This is a genomic window from Nocardia suismassiliense, assembly GCF_900269665.1.
GTDB lineage: Bacteria > Actinomycetota > Actinomycetes > Mycobacteriales > Mycobacteriaceae > Nocardia > Nocardia suismassiliense.
In genome coordinates this window covers 3801379-3824374 of record NZ_LT985361.1, presented here as the reverse complement: position 1 = coordinate 3824374, position 22996 = coordinate 3801379, and the positions used below count along the sequence as shown (strand labels likewise).

Sequence of the window (22996 nt, the reverse complement as noted above, 5' to 3'; positions counted from 1 at the left end):
TTCCTCTATCCATGATCAGTCGGTGCCGTCGACGAAGGCAAAGAGCTCCTCGTCGCTCGCGGACGCCAGGTCCTCGTTCTGCTCGGCGTCCCGTCCGCTGCCCTTTCCGGACAGTTCCAACAGTTCCTGTAGCCGCGCGGTGATCTGTTCCAGCGCGTTCTCGTCCCCGTCGATCGCGGTCAGCATCGACTTCACCGAGTCGAGGCCGGCCAGGATCGGCTCGGCGGCCGAAACCTGCTCGACCACAATCTGTTCCCCGAGGTAGCCGGCCAGCGCGCCGGCCGACGGATAGTCGAAGACCACCGTGCTCGGCAGCCGCACCCCACTGACGGCGCCGAGTTGATTGCGCAGCTCGACCGCGGTCAGCGAGTCGAAACCCAGCTCCTGGAAGGGGCGGTCGGGTTCGACGCTCTTCGCGTCGCTGTGCCCGAGCACGGACGCGATCTGGGCGCAGACGAGTTCGACGAGCGTCCGGCTCCGGTCGTCCTCGGACAGCCCGGCCAGCCGGGTCGCGAGGTCGGGTCCGCCTGCGTCGCTGGTGGTTTCAGCGGTGCGCTGCTTCGTCCGGATCAGGCCGCGCAGCAGGACCGGGGGCTGCTCGCTCCTGGTGCGCAGGGTGGCCGTGTCGAGTCTGGTCATCGCCAGCACCGCGGCACCCGAGGCGGGTGCGGCGTCGAAGAGGGTCATCGCGTCGCGGGCGGACAGCGCAAGAACACCGCTGCGCGCCAGGCGTTTACGGTCGACCTCGCTGAGCGTCCCACTGATCGCGCTGGTCTCCTCCCACAGGCCCCAGGCCAGCGACACCGCGGGCAGGCCCTGCGCGCGACGGTGCTGCGCGAGGGCGTCGAGGAAGGTGTTGCCCGCCGCGTAGTTGGCCTGGCCCGCCGTGCCGAGCAGCCCGGCGAGCGAGGAGTACAGCACGAAGGCCGACAGGTCCAGCTCGCGGGTGAGTTCGTGCAGGTGCCAGGCCGCGTCGACCTTCGGCCGCAGCACCCGGTCGAGCTGATCCTCGGTGAGTGCGGTGAGCACGCTGTCGTCGAGCACACCGGCGGTGTGCACGACGGCGGTCAGCGGCCGCTCGGCCGGGATCGCCGCGAGCACGCCGGCCAGGGCGTCCCGGTCGGTGACATCGCAGGCGGCGATGGTCACGGTCGCGCCGAGATCGGTGAGCTCGGCGCGCATTTCGGCGGCGCCGGGCGCGTCCGAGCCGCGGCGGGACAGCAGCAGCAGGTCCCGCGCGCCGTGCTCGGTGACGAGGTGGCGGGCCAGTACCGCGCCGAGTGTGCCGGTGGCGCCGGTGATCAGCACCGTGCCGCGATCCCAGCTCGTCTTGTGTTCCTCGGTCGCCGTGACGCGGGCGAGCCGGGGCACCAGGAGGGCGTCGCCGCGCAGCGCGAGCTGCGGTTCGGCGCCGCTCGCCAGACCGGCGGGCAGGACGGTGTCGGCGGTATCGGCGTCTACCAGGATGATCCGGCCGGGGTGTTCGGCCTGCGCCGAGCGCAGCATGCCCCAGACGCCGGCGTGGCCGAGATCGGTGACGTCCTCCTCGCCCGCGGCGATCGCGCCGGTGGTCAGCACGACCAGCCTGGTGTCGGCGAAACGGTCCTCGGCGAGGAAGGCCGCGGTCAGGCGCAGCGTCTCGCGCAACGCCTCGTGTACCGCGGCGGGCACGTCGTCGGTGTCGCGCGGATCGAGCGGAAGCAGCAGCGCGGGAGGCGCTTTCACGCCTCGGTCGAGCGCGGCGGCCAGCGCGGCGAGGTCGGCGTAGGGGTAGACGACGGCGCCGTTGCTGAGCAGGCGCGGGTCCTCGCCGAGCACGGCCCAGTCGCCGGTCTCGGCCGCGTCGAAGCCGTCCAGCGGCGTCCAGTCCACCCGGAACTGACCGTCGCGCAGGATGCCGTTCGCCTGGGACAGCGCGTCCCTGTTGAGTGGCCGCAGCGCGAGCGAATCGACCTCGGCGACAATGGTTCCCGCCTCGTCGGCGGCGACCAGTGCGAGCGTGGAGCCGGTGACGGTGAGCCGGACCCGGAGCACCGTGGTGTTGCCTGCGCGCAGTCGCGCGCCGCTCCAGGCGAAGGGCAGTCTGGCGTCGCCGTCGTCGCCGAGTACGCCGGGCAGCAGCGGATGCAGTGCGGCGTCCAGCAGCGCCGGGTGGACCAGGAACCGGTCGGTGTCGGTGTGCATCGCCTCGGGCAGTGCGACTTCGGCGAAGATGTCGTCGCCGCGGCGCCAGGCTCGGCGCAACCCTTGGAACGCGGGGCCGTAGGCGTAACCGCGCTCGGTCAGGCTCGGGTAGATGTCGTCGAGTTCGGCCTCGACGGCGTCGGCGGGCGGCCAGGTCAGGAACTCGGCCGCGGCCGCCGCGGTGCTCGGCTCTGCCGCGGTGAGCAGGCCGCTCGCGTGCTGACTCCACTCGGCGTCGGCATCGTCCCAGCGCGAATGCACGGTGACCGGTCGAGCGCCGGTCTCGTCCGCAGCGCCGACCCGCACCTGCAACTGGACGCCGCCGGTTTCGGGCAGCACCAGCGGTGCGGCCAACGTGAGTTCGTCGATCCGGGTGTGGCCGACCTCGGCGCCCGCACGGAGCGCGAGCTCGAGCAACGCGGTGCCGGGGACCAGCACCGAACCCCAGATGGCATGGTCGGCGAGCCACGGGTGGGTGTGCAGGGAGACGCGGCCGGTGCACAGCACGCCGTCCTCGCCCGCGAGCCGCACGGCCGCGCCGAGCAGCGGATGACCGGCCTGGGCGAGGCCGAGGCCGACGGCGTCGGCGGGCCGATGCTGCTGTTCCAGCCAGTAGCGCTGACGCTGGAAGGCGTAGGTCGGCAGTTCGATCCGGGTGGCGCCGGGCAGCACCGCGGACCAGTCCACGACCTTGCCCCTGGCGTGCAGGGACCCGAGGACCGTCGCCACGGTGTCGTCCTCGGACCTGTTCGCCCGCAACATCGGCAGCGCCGACCCCGGCGCACCGGTCAGGCACCCCGGGACGAGCGCGCTCAGCACGCCGTCCGGGCCGAGTTCCAAATAGTCGGTGACACCTTCGTTTTCGAGGGTCCGCACGCCGTCGAGGAACCGGACGCCCGCGCGGATGTGCCGAGCCCAGTACCCCGGCGAACGCAACTGCTCCTCGGTCGCCAGCCCGCCGGTCACGTTGGACACGACCGGAATTCGCGGCGCACCGAACCGCACCGACTTTGCCACCGCCTCGAATTCGGCGAGCACCTCATCCATGTGCGGCGAGTGGAACGCATGACTCACCGTGAGCCGTTTGGCCTTGCTCCCCCGGTTCCGCCATTCACCCGCGATCCGCTCGACGACGTCCTCGTCGCCGGAGATCACCACGGACCGTGGGCCGTTGATACCCGCGATCGACACCCGGTCCGCGACGCCGGCCAGCGAGGCCTTGATCTCGTCCTCGCTCGCCTGGATCGCGACCATGGCGCCACCCTCGCGCGCCGCCTGCATCAACCGGCCGCGCGCCGCCACCAGGCGGCAGGCGTCCGGCAGATCCAGCACACCGGCCAGATGCGCCGCGGTGACCTCCCCGATCGAGTGGCCCAGCAGGAAATCCGGTCGCACACCCCAGGATTCGACGAGCCGGAACAGCGCCGTCTCCACCGCGAACAACGCGGCCTGGGCGTACGCGGTCTGATCCAGCAGCGCCGAGTCCGCGGAACCCTCCGGCGCGAAAAGCACTGCCTGCAAAGGACGTTCGAGCGCGCGGTCCAGCTGCGCGCTCACCGCGTCCAACGCGGCCGCGAACACCGGCGACGAACCGTAGAGCTCGCGGCCCATGCCGAGTCGCTGGGCGCCCTGACCGGTCAGCAGGAACGCCAGCCTGCCCGTGCGGGACTTCTCGACCCAGGCCACGCCGCGACCGGGGTGCCCGGCCTCGACGGTGCCGAGTGCGCGCCGGAAGTCGTCGCGGTCCTGCCCGGTCACCACGACCCGGTGCGACAGCACCGCGCGTCCGGTCGCGAGAGTCCATGCCACATCGGCGATGTCCGGCTCGCGCTCGTCGACGAAGGCCCGCAACTTGCGCGCCTGATCCCGCAGCCCGTCGGCGGTCCGCGCGGACAGCACCCACGGCACGGTGGCCGGGGCGGTGCGCTCGACCGTGACCGGCGCGGGCTCCGGCGCCTGCTCCAAGATCACGTGCGCGTTCGTGCCGCCGAGCCCGAACGAGGACACCGCGGCCCGGCGCGGCGCACCGGTCTGCGGCCAGTCCCTCGGCTCGGTCAGCAGCTCGACCGCGCCGGACTCCCAATCCACGTGCGGCGACGGCGCGTCGACGTGCAGGGTGCGCGGCAGCTTGCCCTGCCGGATCGCCTGGACCATCTTGATCACGCCACCGACGCCGGCGGCGGCTTGGGCGTGACCGATATTGGATTTCATCGAACCGAGCCACAGCGGCAGGCCCTCCGCCCGGCCCTGACCGTAGGTCGACAGGATGGCCTGCGCCTCGATCGGGTCGCCGAGCTTGGTGCCGGTGCCGTGCGCCTCGACCGCGTCCACCTCGTGCGGTTGCAGGCCTGCGCTCGCCAGCGCCTGCCGGATCACGTTCTCCTGCGCGGGACCGTTCGGCGCGGTGAGGCCGTTCGAGGCGCCGTCCTGGTTGACGGCCGAACCGCGCAGCACGGCGTAGATGCGATGCCCGTTGCGCTCGGCCTCGGACAGCCGCTCCAGCAGCAGGATGCCGACGCCCTCGGCCCACGCCGTGCCGTCCGCGGCGGCCGCGAACGACTTGCAGCGACCGTCCGGGGACAACGCCCGCTGCCTGCTGAACTCCTTGAACGGCAACGAGGTCGAGATCACCGTCATGCCGCCGGCGAAGGCCAGCTCGCATTCGCCCCGGCGCAGCGCGTTCGCGGCGAGGTGCATGGCGACCAGCGAGGACGAGCACGCGGTGTCCACCGCGACCGTCGGGCCCTCCAGGCCGAAGGTGTAGGCCGCCCGGCCCGCGGCCATGCTGCCCATGCTGCCGCTGGTCATGTAGGCCTCGAAGCCCTCCTTGGGCAGGTCGGGCCGTGCACCGTAGTCGTGGTACATCTGGCCGACGAATACGCCGGTCCGCGTGCCGCGCAGGCTCGCGGGCACGATCCCCGCGCTCTCCATCGCCTCCCAGGTGTTCTCCAGCAGCAGGCGCTGCTGCGGGTCGGCGGCGAGGGCCTCACGCGGCGACATGCCGAAGAACTCGGGGTCGAAGCCGGTCACGTCGTCGATGAAGCCGCCGTGCCGCACATAGGACTTGCCCGCCTTGTCCGGGTCGGTGTCGAACAGGTCGGCCAGGTCTTCCCAGCCGCGGTCGGTGGGGAACTCGGAGATGGCGTCGACGCCGTCGTCCACCAATCGCCAGAGGTCGTCGGGCGTGTGCACCCCGCCGGGGAAGCGGCAGGCCATGCCGATGATGGCGATCGGCTCGCGCTCCCGATCCTCCATCTCGCGCACGCGTTTGCGCGCGTCCCGCGCGTCGGCGATGGCCTTGCGCAGGTACTCCCGCAGTTCTTTCTCGTCAGCCACGTGCTTCCAACCTCCGGTGCTCAGTCAAGTTGCGATGCGAGCGCATAATCCGTTGCGGCACAGCGGTTCACCCGCGGCCGTCGTCGATGAAGGCGAACAGTTCCTCGTCGCTCGCCGACGCCAGATCTTCGTGTGATTCGGCGTCGCGGTCCGCGCCGCCGCCCGCGAGTTCCAGCAGTTCCTGTAGCCGCGCGACGATCTGTTCGTCCGGACCGGCGGCCTGGATCATCGCCTTCACCGAGTCGAGGCCGGTCAGAATCGGATCGGCCGCGGGGGCCTGCTCGGCCGCGACGCGCTCACTCAGGAAAGCGGTGAGCGCTTGGGCCGAGGGGTAATCCAGGACCACCGTGCTCGGCAAGCGCAGGCCGGTCAGTGCGCCGAGCTGGTTGCGGAGTTCGACCGCGGCCAGCGAGTCGACGCCGAGTTCGGTGAACGCGCGATCGGGCTCGATGGCCTTGGGGTCGGTGTAGCCGAGCGCGGTCGCGACGGTCGCGCAGACCAGGTCCGAGATGGCCGCGGAACGGCTTTCCTCGGCCAGCTCGGCGATCTCACGGAGCCAGGTCCCGGTCGAATCGTCGGTCTTCGCGCCCGACCCGGCCGTCCGCCGGCGGCGCTTGGGCACCAGATCGCGGAAGATGACCGGCGGTTCCTCGCCGTCGCGCAGCACGGCCATATTCAGCGCGGCGGGCACGACCAGCGGGACGGCGCTGCCCAGTGCCGAGTCGAACAACGCCAGGCCCTGGTCCGGGGTCAGCGGGGTGACGCCGAAGCGCGCCCAGCGGGCGAGGTCGCCGTCGCGCAGCGTGCCGCCGAGACCGACCGTCCCGTCCCACAGGCCCCACGCCTGCGCCGTCGCGGGCAGTCCCGCGGCGACGCGGTGTGCGGCGAGCGCGTCGAGATAGGTGTTGGCGGCGGCGTAGTTGGCCTGGCCCGCCATGCCGACGAGACCGGAGACCGAGGAGAAGAGGATGAACGCGGCCAGGTCGCTGTCCTTGGTCAGCTCGTGCAGATGCCAAGCGGCATCGACCTTGGGCCGGAACACGGTGTCGATGCCGTCGTCGGTCAGCGCCGACATCGTGCTGTCGGCGAGCACGGCCGCGGTGTGCACGACCGCGGTCAGCGGATGCTCGGCCGGGATGCCGGCCAGGAGTTCGGCGAGGGCGGCGCGGTGCACGACGTCGACGGCCGCGACCGTCACCTCGGCGCCGAGTCCGGTCAGCTCGGTAACCAGGTCGTCTACCCCGGGGGTCTGCGCGCCGCGGCGGCTGCACAGCAGCAGCCTGCGCACGCCGTGTCTGCCGACCAGATGGCGGGCGAAAAGCCCACCGAGCCCGCTGGTTCCGCCGACGATGAGGACCGTGCCCGCCGGATCGAGCTGTGGTGCCGCGGCGAGTTCCGCCTCGGGCACCCGGGTCGCCCGCGGCACCCGTAGCTCACCGTTGCGCACGGCGACCTGCGGCTCGCCGCTGGCGAGCGCCGAGGACAACGCGTGGTCGGCGGTCGCATCGTCGAGATCCACCAGCACGAAGCGGCCGGGGTGCTCGGTCTGCGCGGATCGGATGAGTCCCCAGATCGGAGCGGCGGACAGCGCGGGCACGTCCTCGCCCGGCCCGGCGGCGACCGCGCCGGAGGTCACGAAGACCAGCCGGGAGTCGGCGAAACGGTCGTCGGCGAGCCACGCGCGGGCCAGGCCGAGCGCGTGCCGGGTCGCGGCGTGCGCGGCCTCGATGCCGTGCGGTCCGACCGGGATGTCGACCACGGCGTATTCGGCGCCCGCCGCGGTCGCGAGATCGTCGCCGGCCACCCTGGTCCACGGTGGACTCGGCGCGGTCGGCGGGGCGAGGGCCGGCCAGTGCATGGCGAGCAGCGGTTGGCCGCTCCGCTGCGCGGTCTCGGCGAGCTGTTCCTTGGTCACCCCGCGCAGCGACAGCGATTCGATCGTCGCGACCGGGGCGCCGGTGCGATCGGCGATGGTGAGCGCGATCCGGTCCGTGCCGAGGGCGGCGATCCTGGCCCGCACCTCGGTCACCCCGACCGCGTGCGCCACGGCGCCCGCCCAGCCGAACGGCAGTCGGATGTGGCCCGGCTCGGCCGGGGCGGTCAGCACGTGGGCGTGCAGGACCGCATCCAACAGCGCGGGATGGATGCCGAATCGTGTTGCGTCACTGTGCTGTTCCTCGGGCAGCCGGACCTCGGCGAACAGGTCCGCCCCCTGGCGCCACACCGCGCGCAGCCCCTGGAACGCGGGCCCGTACTCGTAGCCGAGCTCGGCGAGCCGGGCGTAGGCGTTGTCCAGATCGACCGCGGCCGCCCCGGCGGGTGGCCAGTCGGTCAACCCAGCCGGAGTCCCCTCAGCCTGCGTGGTCAGCACGCCGGTGGCGTGCCGCGTCCAGGACCCGAACTCGTCTTCGTCGAGTCGGGAGTGCACGGTGAAAGCCCTACTGCCGCCGGCGTCTACGTCGGTGAGCGCGACCTGAATCCAGACCGCGTCGGTGCCCGCGAGGAACAGCGGGGCGGTGAGGGTGAGGTCGTCGACCCGGTGCGCGCCGACCCGCTCCCCCGCGCTCAACGCCAAATCGAGGAACGCGGTGGCGGGCACCAGGACGTTGCCGTCGATCGCGTGATCGGCCAGCCACGGCATCGCCTCGAGGGAGAGCCTGCCGGTGTACACCGCGCCACCCGCCTCGGCGAGTTCGACGGTCGTGGCGAGCAGCGGATGCTCGGCGGCCGCGAGCCCGAGGCCGCGCGCGTCGGTCTTCGGACGCGGTGCGAGCCAGAAACGTTCGCGGTGGAAGGCGTAGGTGGGCAGCTCCACCTGCCCGGCGCCGGGCAGCACCGGCGCGAGATCGACCGGCAGGCCGCTGGCGTACGCGGTGGCGAGCCCGCCGAGGAACGACTCGGTTTCCGCGCGACCCGCGCGCAGCGGGGCGATGATCGCGGTGGCGGATTCGATCCCGCCGCGCACCATCGGCGCGAGCGTGGCGTCCGGGCCGACCTCGAGATAGTGGGTGACGCCCTGACTTTCGAGGGTGCGCATCGCGTCGAGGAAACGCACGGTCCCGCTGACCTGGCGGGCCCAGTAGTCCACCGAGCGCAGCTCGTCGACCGAGGCGAGCTTGCCGGTCAGCGTGGACACGATCGGCAGCGCCGGGGTGCGGAAGTCGACCTCCTCGGCGACCTCGCGGAACCGGGCGACGATCTCGTCCATGTGCGGCGAGTGGAACGCGTGGCTCACCCGCAGCCTGCGGGTCACCCGGCCCTGCGCGGCCCAGCCCGCCGCGATGAACTCGGCGATGCCTTCGTCGCCGGAGATGACCACCGACTCCGGGGCGTTGACCGCGGCGATCCGGATATCGAGCTCGTGCCCCAGCAACGAGCGACTCATCTCCAGTTCTTCCGCGGCGACCGCGATCATCGCCCCGCCGGAGCGGACCGCCTGCATCAGCCTGCCGCGCGCGGCGATCAGCTTGGCAGCGTCGGCGAGCGAGAACAACCCGCTCACATAACCCGCGGTGAGCTCGCCGACCGAATGGCCGACCAGCAGATCCGGGGTGAGGCCGAACTGTTCGAGCAGCCGGAACAGCGCGACCTCGAACGCGAACAGCGCGGGCTGGGTGTACTCGGTGCGGTGCAGCGGCGCGGCGTCCTCGGTGCCGTCGTCGGCGAAGATGATCTCGCGCAGCGGCCGCGCCAGCCAGCGATCCAGTTCCAGGCAGGTCTCGTCCAATGCGTCGGCGAACGCACCGAACTCGGCGTAGAGCTCGCGGCCCATGCCGGCGTGCTGAGCGCCCTGGCCCGCGAACAGGAACGCGGTCGAACCGACGCCTCGTGCGTTGCCCAGCACCAGGTTCGGCGCCTCGGCGCCGTGGATCAGCGCGTCCAAGCCCGCCAGCAGGTCAGCGTTGTCGCGGCCGGTGATCACCGCGCGCCGCTCGAAAGCGTGCCGGGAGTGCAGGGTTCGGGCGACATCGGCGGGGGCCGCCGCGGGGTGGTCGGCGAGGAACGCGCGCAACCGAGTGGCCTGGGCGTGCAGCGCATCCTCGTCGCGGGCCGAGAGCGACCACGGGATCGACGTGCTCGGCGGCTCGGCGGCCGCCTCCGCCGGTTCCGCGTCGAACCGTTCCAGGATGACGTGCGCGTTGGTGCCGCTGATCCCGAACGAGGACACGGCCGCCCGTGCGGGCGCGCCGGTGGCGGGCCACGGCCGCGCCTCGGTGAGCAGTTCGACCGCGCCCGTGCTCCAGTCCACATGCGGCGTCGGCTCGTCGACGTGCAGCGTCTTCGGCAGCACGCCGTGCCGGATGGCCTCGACCATCTTGATGATCCCGCCGACCCCGGCCGCCGCCTGCGCGTGGCCGATGTTCGACTTGAGCGAACCGAGGTACAGCGGACGTTCGGCGGTGTGCGCGCGGCCGTAGGTGGCCATGATCGCCTCGGCCTCGATCGGGTCGCCGAGGGTGGTGCCGGTGCCGTGCGCCTCGACCGCGTCCACGTCCGCGGCGGTCAGGCCGGCGTCGGCCAGCGCGGCGCGGATCACCCGCTGCTGGCTCGGCCCGTTCGGCGCGGTGAGCCCGTTGGACGCACCGTCGGAGTTCACCGCGGAGCCGCGCACGACGGCGAGTATCCGATGCCCGTTGCGCTGGGCGTCGGAGAGCCGCTCGACCAGGAGCAGGCCGACCCCTTCGGCCCAGGAGGTGCCGTCGGCCGCCGCCGCGAACGGCTTGCACCGGCCGTCGGTGGCCAGGCCGCGCTGCCGGGAGAACTCGACGAAGATGCCCGGCGTCGACATCACCGTCACGCCGCCGGCGAAGGCCATGGTGGACTCGCCCGAACGCAGCGACTGGATCGCCAGGTGCAAGGCGACCACCGAGGACGAGCACGCGGTGTCCACTGTGGTCGCGGGCCCGAGCAGGCCGAGCTGATAGGCAATGCGACCGGACATGACGCTGGCCGTGCCGCCGGTGAGCAGATGCCCCTCGACGTGCTCGGGCGCGTCGTGCATCCGGGGGCCGTAGTCCGAAGCCATCGCGCCGATGAAGACGCCGGTTCGGCTGCCGCGCAACGTTTCCGGATCGAGACCGGCGCCCTCCAGGGTCTGCCAGGCCGTCTCCAGCAGCAACCGCTGCTGCGGGTCCATGGCCAGCGCTTCGCGCGGGGAGATGCCGAAGAACGCCGCGTCGAAGGTGTCCGCCTCGTGCAGGAAACCGCCCTGGGACACATAGCTCTTGCCCGGACGCTCCGGATCGGGGTGGTGGATGTCGTGCCAGCCCCGGTTCACCGGGAATCCGGAGATGGCATCGCCGCCCTCGGCGACCAGCCGCCACAGGTCCGCGGGCGATTCGACCCCGCCGGGGTAGCGGCAGGCCATGCCGACGATCGCGATCGGCTCGTCGGTGGTGCCCGCGATCGGGGCCGGGGTCTGCTCGATATCGGGCAGCTCGACGAGTTCGGCGTCCAGGTAGCGGACCAGCGCCTCGGGCGTCGGCTGATCGAAGAGCAGGGAGGTCGGTAGTCGCAGACCGGTGGCGTCGTGCAGCCGGTTGCGCAGCTCGACCGAGCTGCGCGAGTCGAAACCGATGTCCTTGAAGGTCTTTCGGTCCGCCACCTGGGCGGTGTCCGGGTACTCCAGGACCGCGGCGGCGTGGGTGCGCACCAGCTCCGTCAGGGCCTGGCGGCGGGCGGCGGGATCGGCGCCCGCGAGCCGCTGGGCGAAGTCGGAACCGTTCGCGGTGACCGCGCGGGTCCGCTCGCCGACCCAGAAACGCCTGCGCTGGAACGCATACGACGGCAGGTCGACGTGGGGCACCCCGGTGTCCGGGAACGCGTGCGTCCAGTCGACGGCCACGCCGTGCACATAGGCGGTGGCCACCGCGGACAGGAAACGTGCGGGATCGTCCTCGCCGCGGCGCAGCGAGCCGACCACCACGGCCTCGGCGCCGCGCGCCTCGGCGGTCTGCGCGACACCGATCGCCAGCATCGGATGACCCGACACCTCGACGAACACCGCGCCGCGCTCGTCGCTCAGCAGGTTGTCGACGATCTGCTCGAAATGCACTGTCTGGCGCAGGTTCCGGTACCAGTACTCGGCGTCGAGATCGGTACCGGCCACGACCTCTCCGGTCACCGTCGAATGGAACGGTATCTCGGTCGGCTGTGGCTCGATGCCGTCGAGCACTGCGAGCAGTTCCTCGCGGATCTGCTCGACCTGAGCCGAATGCGAGGCGTAGTCGACCGCGATCCGGCGGGTCTGCACCTCGTCTTCGGTGGCCGCGGCCAGGAATTCCTCCAGTGCGGCAACCTCACCCGCGATCACGACCGAACCCGGACCGTTGAGCGCGGCCACCGACAACCGACCGGCCCACGGCGAAATCCGCTCGGCCACTTCGTCTTTGCGCAGCCACACCGACGCCATGCCACCCTGTCCGGCGAGCTCGGTGAGCAGCTTGGCGCGCAGCGCGACCACGCGGGCGGCGTCGCGCAGCGACAGTGCGCCCGCCACGCAGGCGGCGGCGATCTCCCCTTGCGAGTGGCCGACGACCGCGTCCGGCACCACCCCGTAGGAGCGCCACAGTTTTGCCAGCGAGACCATCACCGCGAACAACACCGGCTGCACCACATCGACCCGCTCCAACGGCGCGGCGCCGTCCGTCGCGCGCAGCACTTCCTCGAGTTCCCAGTCCACGAATTCGCCGAGCGCCCTTGCGCATTCGGTCATGGACTCGGCGAAGACCGGCGTGCTCGCCCACAGTCGCAGCGCCATTCCGGCCCACTGATGGCCCTGGCCGGGGAACAGCAGCACCACCCTGGGGCGGGCCAGCGCGCCGGCCGAGGGGCTGCGCACCACGCCGGGCACCACATCGCCGCCCGCCAGCGCGCTCAGCCCGGACAGCAACTCGGCCCGGTCCGCCCCGATGACGGCGGCGCGATGCTCGAAGACGGCCCGGTCACCGATCAGGGACAGGCTCACCCGGGTCGGATCCGCGTCGGCGCCTTCGAGCGCGGTCAGCAGCCGTTGGGCCTGTCCGCGCAGCGCGGCCGGGGACCGGCCGGACAGGATCCACGGCAGCGCGGCGGGTTCTTCGACCGCGATGGGCGCTGCCGGTGCGGTGGCGTTCGGCGCGTCTTGCACGACCAGATGGCAGTTGGTGCCGCCCATGCCGAACGAGCTGACACCGGCGACCAGCGGGCGGTCCGGCCGGGGCCACGGCGTCAGTTCGGTCTGCACGGCCAGGTTCAGCTCGGCCAGCGGGATGCGCGGGTTCGGCGCGGCGAAGTTGCGGTTGGCGGGCAGCCTGCGGTGCCGCATGCTCAGCAACACCTTGAGCAGCCCGACGATGCCGGCGGCGCCTTCGAGGTGGCCGACATTGGTCTTCGCCGAGCCGACCGGCAGCGGCGTGCCCGTGGTTCGGCGGGTGCCGAGCGCGGCGCCGAGGGCCGCCGCCTCGATCGGGTCGCCGACCGGGGTGCCGGTGCCGTGCAGTTCGACGTACTGCACCGCGTCGAGCTCGATGCCCGCGTTCTCATGCGCCGTGCGCACCACCAGTTCCTGGGCCTGCGCGCTCGGCACGGTGAGGCCGTCGGTGGCGCCGTCGTTGTTCACCGCGCTGCCGAGCAGCACGCCGTGGATCCGGTCGCCGTCGGCGAGCGCGGCCGTGAGCGGTTTGAGGACGAGCACCACGGCGCCTTCGCCGCGGACGAACCCGTTGGCCCGTTCGTCGAAGGTGTAGCACTCGCCGTCGGGCGAGAGGCCGCCGAAGCGTTCTTCGGTCAACGCGCTCTCCGCGAGGATGTTCAGGTTGACGCCGGCCGCGATGGCCAGGGTGGATTCGCCGGAGCGCAGGCTCTCGCACGCGAGGTGCACGGCGACCAGGGAGGAGGACTGTCCGGTGTCGACGGTCAGGCTCGGTCCGCGCAGCCCGAGCTGGTAGGAGACCCGGTTGGCGATGACGCCCCGGTTCACCCCCGTCATGGTGTGTTCGGTGATCGCCGCCGCACCGTGCTGGTTGACCAGGCCGGCGTAGTCGTCGCGCAGCGAACCGACGAAGACGCCGGTGGCTTGCGCCCGCAGTCGGTCCGCGACGATCCGCGCGTCTTCGAGCGCGGTCCAGGCCAGTTCGAGCACGATGCGCTGCTGCGGGTCCATCGAGACGGCTTCGCGCGGGGAGATGCCGAAGAACTCGGCGTCGAAGTGACCGATCTCGTCGAGGAAACCGCCGCGCCGCACGCCCGGCTCGGTCGACGTTCCCGTCCACCGGCCTTTCGGCGCCTCGTCCAACGCACTGGCGCCATCGCGCAGCAACGCCCAGAAGGCGTCGGGGCTCGCGGCCTTCGGCAGCCTGCAGGACATCCCGACCACCGCGATCCGATCGCAATCCATCGACTGTCGATTCATGAATGAACTCCCACTGAGGATAATGAGTTCTACCGTTATGCCTCGCATATTCCGAGCAAGAAAAAGCCTAGGCAAGGCCAGTCATGGCGCAGTAATCGCGCATTTCTGGCAACGGTTAGAAGCTATTACCCGGCAGTGGTCGACCGATGGGGCGAAAGAGGGTCTACCGATGTTCCAGGGGCAAAAAATGGGCCTGAGCTCGGACTATCCGGCTAGCCCGAGCTCAGGTCCCCGAGTGCTCGTGAGCTACGCGAGCACGATGTGGGCGATTCCGGTGACCGCGTAATCCCGAGATTACACAGCACTCAGAACGCCGTCAATAGAGCATTTAACAATAGTTATAGGCACTAACGGAACGACATAGCTGCGCCGGCCGCACGAATCGACCTGGTCACCGGCCCACGAAGCGGCGGCCGGGCTACTGCGGTTCGTACTCGAGACCGAGCTGCCCGAACACCTCACGCAGGCAGTCCTCGAAGACCGGCTCGACGTCGGCGAAGGCGAACACCAGCTGGTTCAGCACCTCCATGCACAACAGCCCGTACAACCTGATCCAGATACAAAGGAAGACGTAGATCGCCTCGGCGGGCAGCCGCCTGCCCACCTTGGGCGCGTAGTCGAACAGCTGCTCGCGCAGCGACGGCGCCAGCTCGTCGATATCGGGTACCGGAAACCGCCGCTCCTCCCACAGCTCGACGAACTGCTCGAGGAAGCTCTGCTCGAGTTCGTGCTCGGCCCGCTGCCGCGGCGAGTCGGGGGCGCTGCCCGAGGGCGGGGCCGGACTCGCGAACATCCAGCCGAACTCGGCGCGATGCGCGATGGCCCAGCCGCGCATGGCCCGGCTCATCGCGAGCAGCCTGCGCGAGAGCGACTCGTCCATATTGTCGTCGCGCGCCCCTTCGATGGTCGCGACCAGCTCCTGATAGAAGTCCGCGGTGACCGCTTCGACCAGCGCCTCATGACTGGGGTAATACCGGTACAGCGCAGGCCCGCTCATGCCCATCTCCCTGGCCACCGCGTTGACCGTGACCGCGGCGGAACCCTCCTCGATCAGGAGTTTCCTGGCGGTCGTGCGGATCTCCTCGAGGGTGGCCTGGCGGAACCGCTCCCTGCGGCTCATGGTCTGTGGGGGCATTGCTTGTTCCTGACCTCGAAGCGGTTGACACGATAGTTTTCGTCTGGTTAGTTAGATACTATAATTCAAGTTAGGGACCCTCGATGTGCGGGAGAACGACATGCGGGAAAACTTGGCAAACCCCCGGCGCGGCTCAGCACGGAAACCCTTGGAATATCTCTTCGCGAAGTACAAGGCACAGGGGACCATCACCCACGTCGAGTCCGTCACCCCGACGATGAAGGCCATCCGGATCCACAGCGAAGAACTCGGCAAACTGCCCTACACCGCGGGCCAGCACGTCCGGGTCGAGATCAACGATCCGCTGTCCCTCTACGGCATCTTCCGTCCCGTCGAGACGCTGCGCAGCTACACCATCTGGGACTACGCGCCGACGGCGAAGACCTTCGAGCTGCGTGCGCACCTGTACGACGGCGAAGGCATCGGCCTGGCCTGGGCCCGCGAGGCGAAGCCCGGCGATGAGGTGACGTACTGGGGCCCACAGGGCGACTTCGTCACCGGGGACGCCCCCTACCATCTGTTCATCGGCGAAGAAACCGCGACGGTCGCGTTCGGCGCCATGATCCGCGGGCTCGACGCACGGGAGCGGGTGTACGGGCTGCTGGAAAGCGAGTCGGCGGCGGACGAACTGCCCATCCCCGGCGAACATCGGTTGCATCGGGTGTACCGCGAGGGCGCCCCCGCGCTCTCGTCCCCCACCCTGCTGAGCGCACTGACCACGCTGAACCTACCCGACACGCCCGGTGCGGCATACATCGCCGGCGAGGCACGCACCTGCCAGGCGGTCCGGGACCACCTGGTACGGGAACGTGACTGGCCACGCGAGGCGATCACGGTGCAGCCGTTCTGGACTCCGGGAAAGCGGGGCTTGCATTGAGATACCTCCTATCTCGCACCGGCTCGCACACCGGCCACGAGCGAATCCCTGCGTCGGCCCGGCACCCGCTCATCGAGATAGCGGATCTTGGCGGCGGGCTCCTGGCTCGCCGCCAACGGCCGATCCAAGGCGATCGTGCTGAACTGGCGCATCCCGCCACCCCAGCCCGGCCGCCTGCCGAGCAGATCGTCACGCGCGGTGAGGATTACCAGCACCGGCACCTCACCGAGGTCGGCGCCGAGGCCCTCCACGAAATCCAGCAGATCGTCGTCGGCCCGGTGCAGGTCCTCGATGACCAGTACCAGTGGACAATCCTCGGCGAGCGTGCGCAAGAAGCTGCGCAGACGATCGAACATCTCGACGGTACCGAGCGGGCGCGGCGAATCGACGAGCGGTCGTAGCGCATGCGTCAGCCTGCGCGTGGCCTCACCCGAACCCCGCAGCCTGCGCAGGAATCCGGCGAGTTTGTCACCCGCCATCGTGGCCGAATCGGCGGGCGTGATGCCGCAGCAGGCCGATACGATCGCCGAGGGCACCGCACCCCCGTTCACCGCGGGCAGACGCGGCGCATCGCAGACCACGAACCGGGGGTCGACATCCTGTTCGCGCACCCGTCGCTCGAACTCACGCAACAGCCTCGTCTTGCCGACCCCCGCCTCGCCGAGCACCGTGATCAGATGCGGCACCGCCCGGTGCCGCACCCGCTCGAGCGTGCCGTGCAGCACGTCCAATTCCAGTTCCCGATCCGGCGCGCCGATCGAGCTGGTCGCCGCCCGCGAGGGGTCCCGGACACAGGTGACCTGCCAGGTCCGCGAACCGTCGTCGACCTGGTCGTAGCCGACCTGCGCCGCTGTCGCGTCCCTGGTGACACCGCACACCCGGATCGCACCGGAAGGCGCACCGGCCAAAAGCCATTGGCATCGTTCCAGCACCGCCCCGTTGGGCGACTGCGGGACATCTATCTGCTCGGATCGGTACCGAATGGAGGCCTCGCCGGTGGACACGGCGACCCGCACGACGGGCACGTCACACAGCCGGCCGAGGATCGCGTCCGCCACCCGGACCGCGCGCTCCGCGTGATCCTGGTTCTGGTCCACCGGCCCGAATACGGCCAGCGAGACCGAGCCCATCGAGGTGACGACGGCGCCGCCGAAATCCGCCACGAGTCCCCGAATGTCCAGCGCCACTTCGTCGCGCATCCGATCGATGTCCTCGGGCTCACCCGCGTCCCGGTCGAATCCGAGCTCGGTCTGCACCAGCAGCAGGCTGACCTGTTCCCGGCACACCGCCGAAAGTTCCCTAACCACAGGCGGTTTCAGCACCGGTCGAATCGGCTGCTGCTCGGCGTGCGGCACCTCGGCCGGCGGGACCGGCTCGTCCGGCTGCGCCCGGTCGTCCGGTCGCGGCCACTGCACGACGATCGATTCGTCGGGCGCGGGCATATCGGCCAGGTGCAGCGAGGCGTCCTGGTTCAGGCTTGCGTGCTGCAGCAGTTGCAGTTCCCGGCCGGGCTCCACGCCGAGATCCGATACCAGGGTGGCCCGCACCCGGCTGTAGGTGTTCAACGCGGCGGCCTGCCGGCCGCAGCGGTACAGCGCGAGCATCAGCTGGCCACACAGTCGCTCGCGCAACGGTTCCGACTCGACCATGCTCTCCAGCGCACCGAGCATCGTCTGATGTCGACCGCAGGCCAGTTCCGCGGCGAAGTAGTCCTCCATCGCGTCGATCCTGGCGTTCTCCAGCGCGGTCAACTCCGGCCAATCCGTGCCGATCTCCACGAGATCGGCCAGCGCCGATCCGCGCCACAGTGACAGTGCCTCACTGAGAATCACCGAGGCCGCCTTGGGCGAGCCCGCCGCCAGCTCGGTCCGGCCCTCCTGCACCCGTTTGCGGAAACGAGACAGGTCTATCTGATCGTCGTCGACCCGCACCATGTATCCCGGCGGCTTGGTGACAAGGGTGCCGGCACCGACGTGCACGGCATTCACCGACAGCGCGCCGCGCAGTCCCGACACCGCGTTCTGCAGAATCTTGCGGGCGGTGGCGGGTGGCTCGGATCCGGCCCACAGTGCGTCCAGCAGCTTGCTGGTCGGTACGACTCGGTTGGCGTGCAGCAGCAGGAAGGCAAGCGTCGCACGTTGTTTGGCGCCACCGATGGCGACCTGTTGGTCGCGGTGCACGACCTCCAAAGGACCGAGTATTCGAAATAGCATGGTGAACCCCCACACGAGGAATCGGCTCTCCCGCAACAGGATTCACCGGTAACGGCGCCCTGCCGGATGTCCCGACCAGCGGCCTCCGTTCCGCAGGGCCAGGACCGGGTGAGCCAGTCAGCGTTTGCTGATCAATCAGCCTTTCCGTTAATACCGCTCAGTCTTGTTAGTACCGGTCGGTATCGTTCAGTGCTCTCTAGAACGATGTTACACAGTTCCGAATCGTCGTCAACCCGAACCACGAACACTGCGCCGAGATCGACGGCCGAATCCGAAAGCCGTTCTGGCGCAACAGGTTCTACAGATTTCCAGCACTGATGAACTCCCCTCGTCGGCGTACTCGCAGCCTCGGGCGGCGACGCCGGCGCAATGAGCGGATCGGCGTCCGGGCAGGACTGCATGGCGATCTCGGCACCCAGTGGGTGGTGCGATCGCCGCCGCACCCACCGGGAGTTTTCGGTGTCGGCGCCCAGAGCAAGGACTGTTGCTCAGCAATAGCTTTCGGGCGCGGACCACAAGCCGGACGTAGGCCGGGTTCGTTGTCGTGGGCATCGGGCGTCACCGGGGCGCGATGAGCTCGCGTTCGGCCACGATCTAGCTGGTGGCCTCGGCCTCACAACATACGATCACCCAGATAACTTCATGACAGAAATTATCAGCCAAATCAATCACCCGTCAACGGTTCTCACAGCTCGCGCATGCCCCCGATATTGGTGTGTTCCTTTTGGCTCGACAGTGCGTTATCGGCAATTCGGACGAAGTCGTCGGCATCCCGGAGCGCCATGTCATGTCGCGCCGAAACCATTGCTGAACTGCGGAATCAGATCTCCAGCAGCAGCATCTCGGGGTCGATATCACCCGCCCCGATAATTCATCGTACGCGATGCAATGTCACAAAGTGCTGTCGGGCTAAAGATTACGGACCTACAGAACAGTTGCCCGATCCCCCCATATGGGGGGGGACTTTATGACGTTCAGGAGAATTCAACAAGAAATCCGCGTAAGGAGCAAGGAGCGGACTACTTTCCGCCGTCGAGGATCCGGCGCAACTGCCGAGACGAAGCCACCAGGCCGCCCGCGCGATCCCACAGGCTCGCCTCGTCCACACACCACCCATCACCGCTGGTGATGTTGCGCTGCACCGCCAGCACGAAGTCGTCGATGGGATTGCGCACCAGATCGCCGTGCAGGTGGATGGACAGCTCGGTGGACACGATCGCGAGAGGTTCGGACAGCGTGGGATAGAGCCCGGGCGGCATCGCGTCCATGGCCACGATGGCCACCAGCGAATCCGCCGCGACCTCGGGCCGCATGCGCAGCCACGCACCCATTTCCGCGGTCGACGACCCGGTCATCGGAAAGGCGCCGCAGGCCTGCCGCAGCTCGAACTGCTGCCCGAACGGAACCAGCTCCGGCGGAAAATGGATCTCCGGGCAATCCTCGGGCGCGGGTACCGAGGGCGCGGTGATCCGCTGCTGCCCGGCCGCGCCCGTGCGGTGCGCGAACACGATGGTCGAGATGAAGATGGTGTCCTCGCCCTGCGTCCCGCGCACCGTGACGAACTCCGCGGTCCGGCCGGCTCGCTCCACCGTAGCGAGCAGCAAAATCGGTGCGTCCCACGGGTTTCGCAGGAATTGGGTATGCGTGGCCTGCGGCACCGCCGCCGCGTCGACGAGGTCCGCACCCGCCTGGGCGGCGAGCGCGTTGAGCAGTCCGCCGAGCGGGCCGGACCACGACCACCAGGTGCGCGGCACGTGCACAACCCATTCGCCCGGGCTCTTCCGGGTGGCGCCGCTGGACTCCAGCAAAGCATGCTTTTCGAATGTCACAGTAATTTCCGTCCCCTAGCGCCTCGATATCGACGCGACCAGTAGATCCTATTATCCGGCTAAAATCCAGACCGCCTGCAACCGCAATTCAGCGCCCGCGCCCCCGGCCTACCGATCGGCCGATAGCCGCAGCAAACTACCTGGTAATGGGCCCGATGAGCGTCTCATTAACCGACAGTTCGCGACGAATGTGTGCGGCGGTCTAGGTTCGGGAAAGGCCCCCGGTAATGGCTATTCGAATCCGGTTTGTTCGGGTCAACTACCAATTAGGAGAAGAGCATGGATCTGCAGCTCGCAGGCAAGACCGCAGTGGTCACGGCCGCCGGCGGTGGCATCGGCGGCGCGATCACTCAGACACTGATCGCCGAGGGGGCAACCGTGCTCGGTGCCGACCTCGCCGTCACCTCGAAGCTGAAGGAAACCGGCGCGATCACCGTCCAGGCCGATCTGACCACCGAGGAGGGCGTCGAGCAGCTGCGCCAGGCGGTCGTCGCGGAATTCGACGGCGTCGATCTGCTGGTCAACGTCGTCGGCGGGCTGGCAGGCCTGCAGCTGGGCAACTTCGCCGATATCGACGACGCGACCTGGCAGAAAGCCTTCCAGCTCAACCTGTTCGCGAATCTGAACGTCACCCGCGCGCTGCGGCCCCACCTGCGCGCGGCGATCGTCAACGTCTCGACCGCGGTCGCCCGCTTCCCCTCGACCGGCCCGTACTGGTACGCCGCCTCGAAGGCCGCACTGGCCGCGTGGAGCAAGAGCCTGGCCAATGAACTTGGCCCGCAAGGCATTCGGGTCAACGCGGTCTCCCCCGGCCTGATTCGCACGCCGCTGTGGGACGAATACGGCCCGCGGCTCAGCGCGACCTTCCACATGGAGGCCAAGGACTTCATGCCCAACCTGCCGATGCTCGCGCAGGTTCCGCTCAACCGCTGGGCCGAGCCGGAAGAGGTGGCGGCACTGGTCGCCTTCCTCGGTTCGCCCGTCGCGGGTTTCATCACCGGCGCGGACTACATCATCGACGGCGGCGCCGAAAAGGTCATGTGATCGCAGCGGCAGCTGCCGCTGACGCCACATCAGAAAGGGATGGCCATGTGTGGAATCGTCGGGTGGGTCGACTTCGACCGGGATCTGCGGACGCAAACCCATATCGCACAACGGATGACGGACACCATGGCCCTCCGGGGACCCGATGACGAGGGGCTCTGGGTGCGCGAACACGTCGCGCTCGGCCATCGGCGGCTGGCGGTGATCGATATCGCCGGCGGCAGGCAGCCGATGCGCACCCCGGAGACGACGCACGACGGCGAGCCCTTCCTCGTCATCAGCTACAGCGGTGAGGTCTACAACTTCGCCGAGCTGCGCGAGGAACTGCGCGGACTCGGCCACTGGTTCGCCACCCGCAGCGACACCGAGGTGGTGCAGCGCGCCTATCTGCAGTGGGGCACGGACTTCACGCATCGGCTCAATGGCATGTTCGCCTTTGCCATTTGGGACAGCCGGGTGAACGAACTGATCCTGGTGCGCGACCGGCTCGGCATCAAACCGCTGTACTACTACCCGCTGCCGGACGGGGTGCTGTTCGGTTCGGAGCCGAAGGCCATCCTGGCCAACCCGGCCGCCCGCGCCGAGATGGACGCCGACGGCCTCCGGGACGCGCTCGCGGTGGCCCGGGTGCCGGGACGCACGCCGCTGCGCAACCTCTTCGAGCTGCGGCCCGGCCATATCCTGCGGGTCCGGCGCGGGCAGCGGCGCGAGGAACGGTACTGGCAGCTGGAGACCCGGCCGCACACCGACGATCTGGCGACCACCGTCGGTCACGTCCGCGAACTGCTCGAGGACATCGTGACCAAGCAGATGGTCTCGGATGTGCCGCTGTGCACCCTGCTCTCCGGTGGGCTGGACTCCAGCGTGCTCACCGCACTGGCCCAGCGCACGGCGAGCGCACACGGCGAAGGCCGGGTGCGCAGCTATTCGGTCGATTTCGTCGGCCATACCGAGAACTTCCAGCCCGAGCTGCTGCGCGAGGCGCCGGACACCCCGTTCGCGTTGGAGCTGGCGCGCCACGTCGGCACCGACCACCGGGAGATCCTGCTCGACACCGCGACGCTGGTCGAGCCGACGGTCCGGGACGCGGTGCTGCGGGCCTGGGATCTGCCCTACGGCATCGGCGATCAGGATCCCTCGATCTACCAGTTGTTCCGCGGGGTCCGCGAGGCCTCGACGGTGGCGCTGTCCGGTGAGGGCGCCGACGAGATCTTCGGCGGCTACCTGTGGTTCCCGGCGGAGCAGCCGACGTTCCCCTGGCACACACCGAGTCCGGTGCCCGCGGCGAAACTCGGCGCGGCCTTCCTCGACCGCGACCTCGCGGCGGCGATCGACCTGGACACCTATGTCGATGATCAGTACGCCGACGCCGTTCGTCAGGTGGTTCACCTGCCCGACGCCGACGCACTGGAACGGCGCACCCGGATATCCAGCCATCTGCACCTGACCCGATTCCTGGCGATGATGCTGGACCGCAAGGACCGGATGAGCATGGCGACCGGGCTGGAGGTGCGGGTGCCGTTCTGCGATCACCGCCTGGTCGAGTATGTGTACAACGCGCCGTGGTCGCTCAAGACGTTCGACGGCCGGGAGAAGAGCCTGCTCCGCGCCGCCACGAAAGACCTTCTACCGCATTCCATTTCGCAGCGGAAGAAGGCGCCCTACCCGACCACCCAGGACATCGGCTACGACGTCGCGATCAACCAGGAACTCGGCAAGATCATGGCCGAGCCCGCCTCACCGATCCTGCCGCTGCTCGATGCCGAAGTGGTTCGGGCCCATCTGGACAAACCGATCACCGAGCCGTACTCGATGATCGCCCGCTCGGCCTACACCGAGCCACCGGTGCGGTTGAACGCATGGCTGGCCCTGCACCAGGTGAACCTGGTCGGGATCAACGCCTGAGCGCTACCCGCCTTTCTGCCCGTCATCCGACGGTGGCAACAGATTTCGTTTCGCAGTAAGTATCCGGACCGGGGTTCGGAG

General features: G+C 69.6%; 7 protein-coding genes and 1 pseudogene. 3 read left to right on the top strand and 5 right to left on the bottom strand.

The annotated features are described in order from the left end of the window. Positions 1 to 15: 15 nt before the first annotated feature. The 3 genes and pseudogenes from DBO33_RS17205 to DBO33_RS17195 all read right to left on the bottom strand — a co-directional run. A pseudogene (locus DBO33_RS17205) lies at positions 16 to 5505 on the bottom strand (type I polyketide synthase); the annotation flags it as partial. 82 nt (positions 5506 to 5587) lie between these two features. Further along, positions 5588 to 13912, bottom strand: coding sequence for a type I polyketide synthase (locus tag DBO33_RS17200; protein ID WP_159080324.1), 8325 nt, complete (start codon positions 13910 to 13912; stop codon positions 5588 to 5590). A gap of 418 nt (positions 13913 to 14330) precedes the next feature. After that, the gene (locus DBO33_RS17195; RefSeq protein WP_107655951.1) at positions 14331 to 15047 is read right to left on the bottom strand and encodes a TetR/AcrR family transcriptional regulator; all 717 of its coding nucleotides are present in this window, start codon (positions 15045 to 15047) and stop codon (positions 14331 to 14333) included. A gap of 148 nt (positions 15048 to 15195) precedes the next feature. Between DBO33_RS17195 and DBO33_RS17190 the strand changes: the two genes are divergently transcribed. Continuing rightward, the gene (locus tag DBO33_RS17190; protein WP_199856671.1) at positions 15196 to 15924 is read left to right on the top strand and encodes a siderophore-interacting protein; all 729 of its coding nucleotides are present in this window, start codon (positions 15196 to 15198) and stop codon (positions 15922 to 15924) included. Positions 15925 to 15932: 8 nt separating this feature from the next. On the opposite strand, the gene DBO33_RS17185 is transcribed toward DBO33_RS17190, so the two are convergent. Beyond that, positions 15933 to 18104: a BTAD domain-containing putative transcriptional regulator gene (locus DBO33_RS17185; protein ID WP_234391368.1), complete on the bottom strand. Its 2172-nt coding sequence runs from the start codon at positions 18102 to 18104 to the stop codon at positions 15933 to 15935. Positions 18105 to 19156: 1052 nt separating this feature from the next. Then, positions 19157 to 19966, bottom strand: coding sequence for an acyl-CoA thioesterase (locus DBO33_RS17180; RefSeq protein ID WP_159080322.1), 810 nt, complete (start codon positions 19964 to 19966; stop codon positions 19157 to 19159). A 279-nt stretch (positions 19967 to 20245) separates the two neighbouring features. Between DBO33_RS17180 and DBO33_RS17175 the strand changes: the two genes are divergently transcribed. Both DBO33_RS17175 and asnB read left to right on the top strand, forming a co-directional pair. Then, entirely contained in the window at positions 20246 to 21010 is a 765-nt protein-coding gene (locus DBO33_RS17175; protein WP_107655948.1) for an SDR family oxidoreductase, read from the top strand. 39 nt (positions 21011 to 21049) lie between these two features. After that, a complete protein-coding gene (asnB, locus tag DBO33_RS17170) occupies positions 21050 to 22915 on the top strand; it encodes an asparagine synthase (glutamine-hydrolyzing) (RefSeq protein ID WP_325050716.1) in 1866 nt (621 codons plus the stop codon). Positions 22916 to 22996 lie beyond the last annotated feature (81 nt).

Excerpts from the sequence above, each read along its gene's own strand:
- asnB (WP_325050716.1), top strand. The coding sequence starts at position 21,050 with ATGGCCATGTGTGGAATCGTCGGGTGGGTCGACTTCGACCGGGATCTG.
- DBO33_RS17175 (WP_107655948.1), top strand. The coding sequence starts at position 20,246 with ATGGATCTGCAGCTCGCAGGCAAGACCGCAGTGGTCACGGCCGCCGGC.
- DBO33_RS17195 (WP_107655951.1), bottom strand. The coding sequence starts at position 15,047 with ATGCCCCCACAGACCATGAGCCGCAGGGAGCGGTTCCGCCAGGCCACC.
- DBO33_RS17200 (WP_159080324.1), bottom strand. The coding sequence starts at position 13,912 with ATGAATCGACAGTCGATGGATTGCGATCGGATCGCGGTGGTCGGGATG.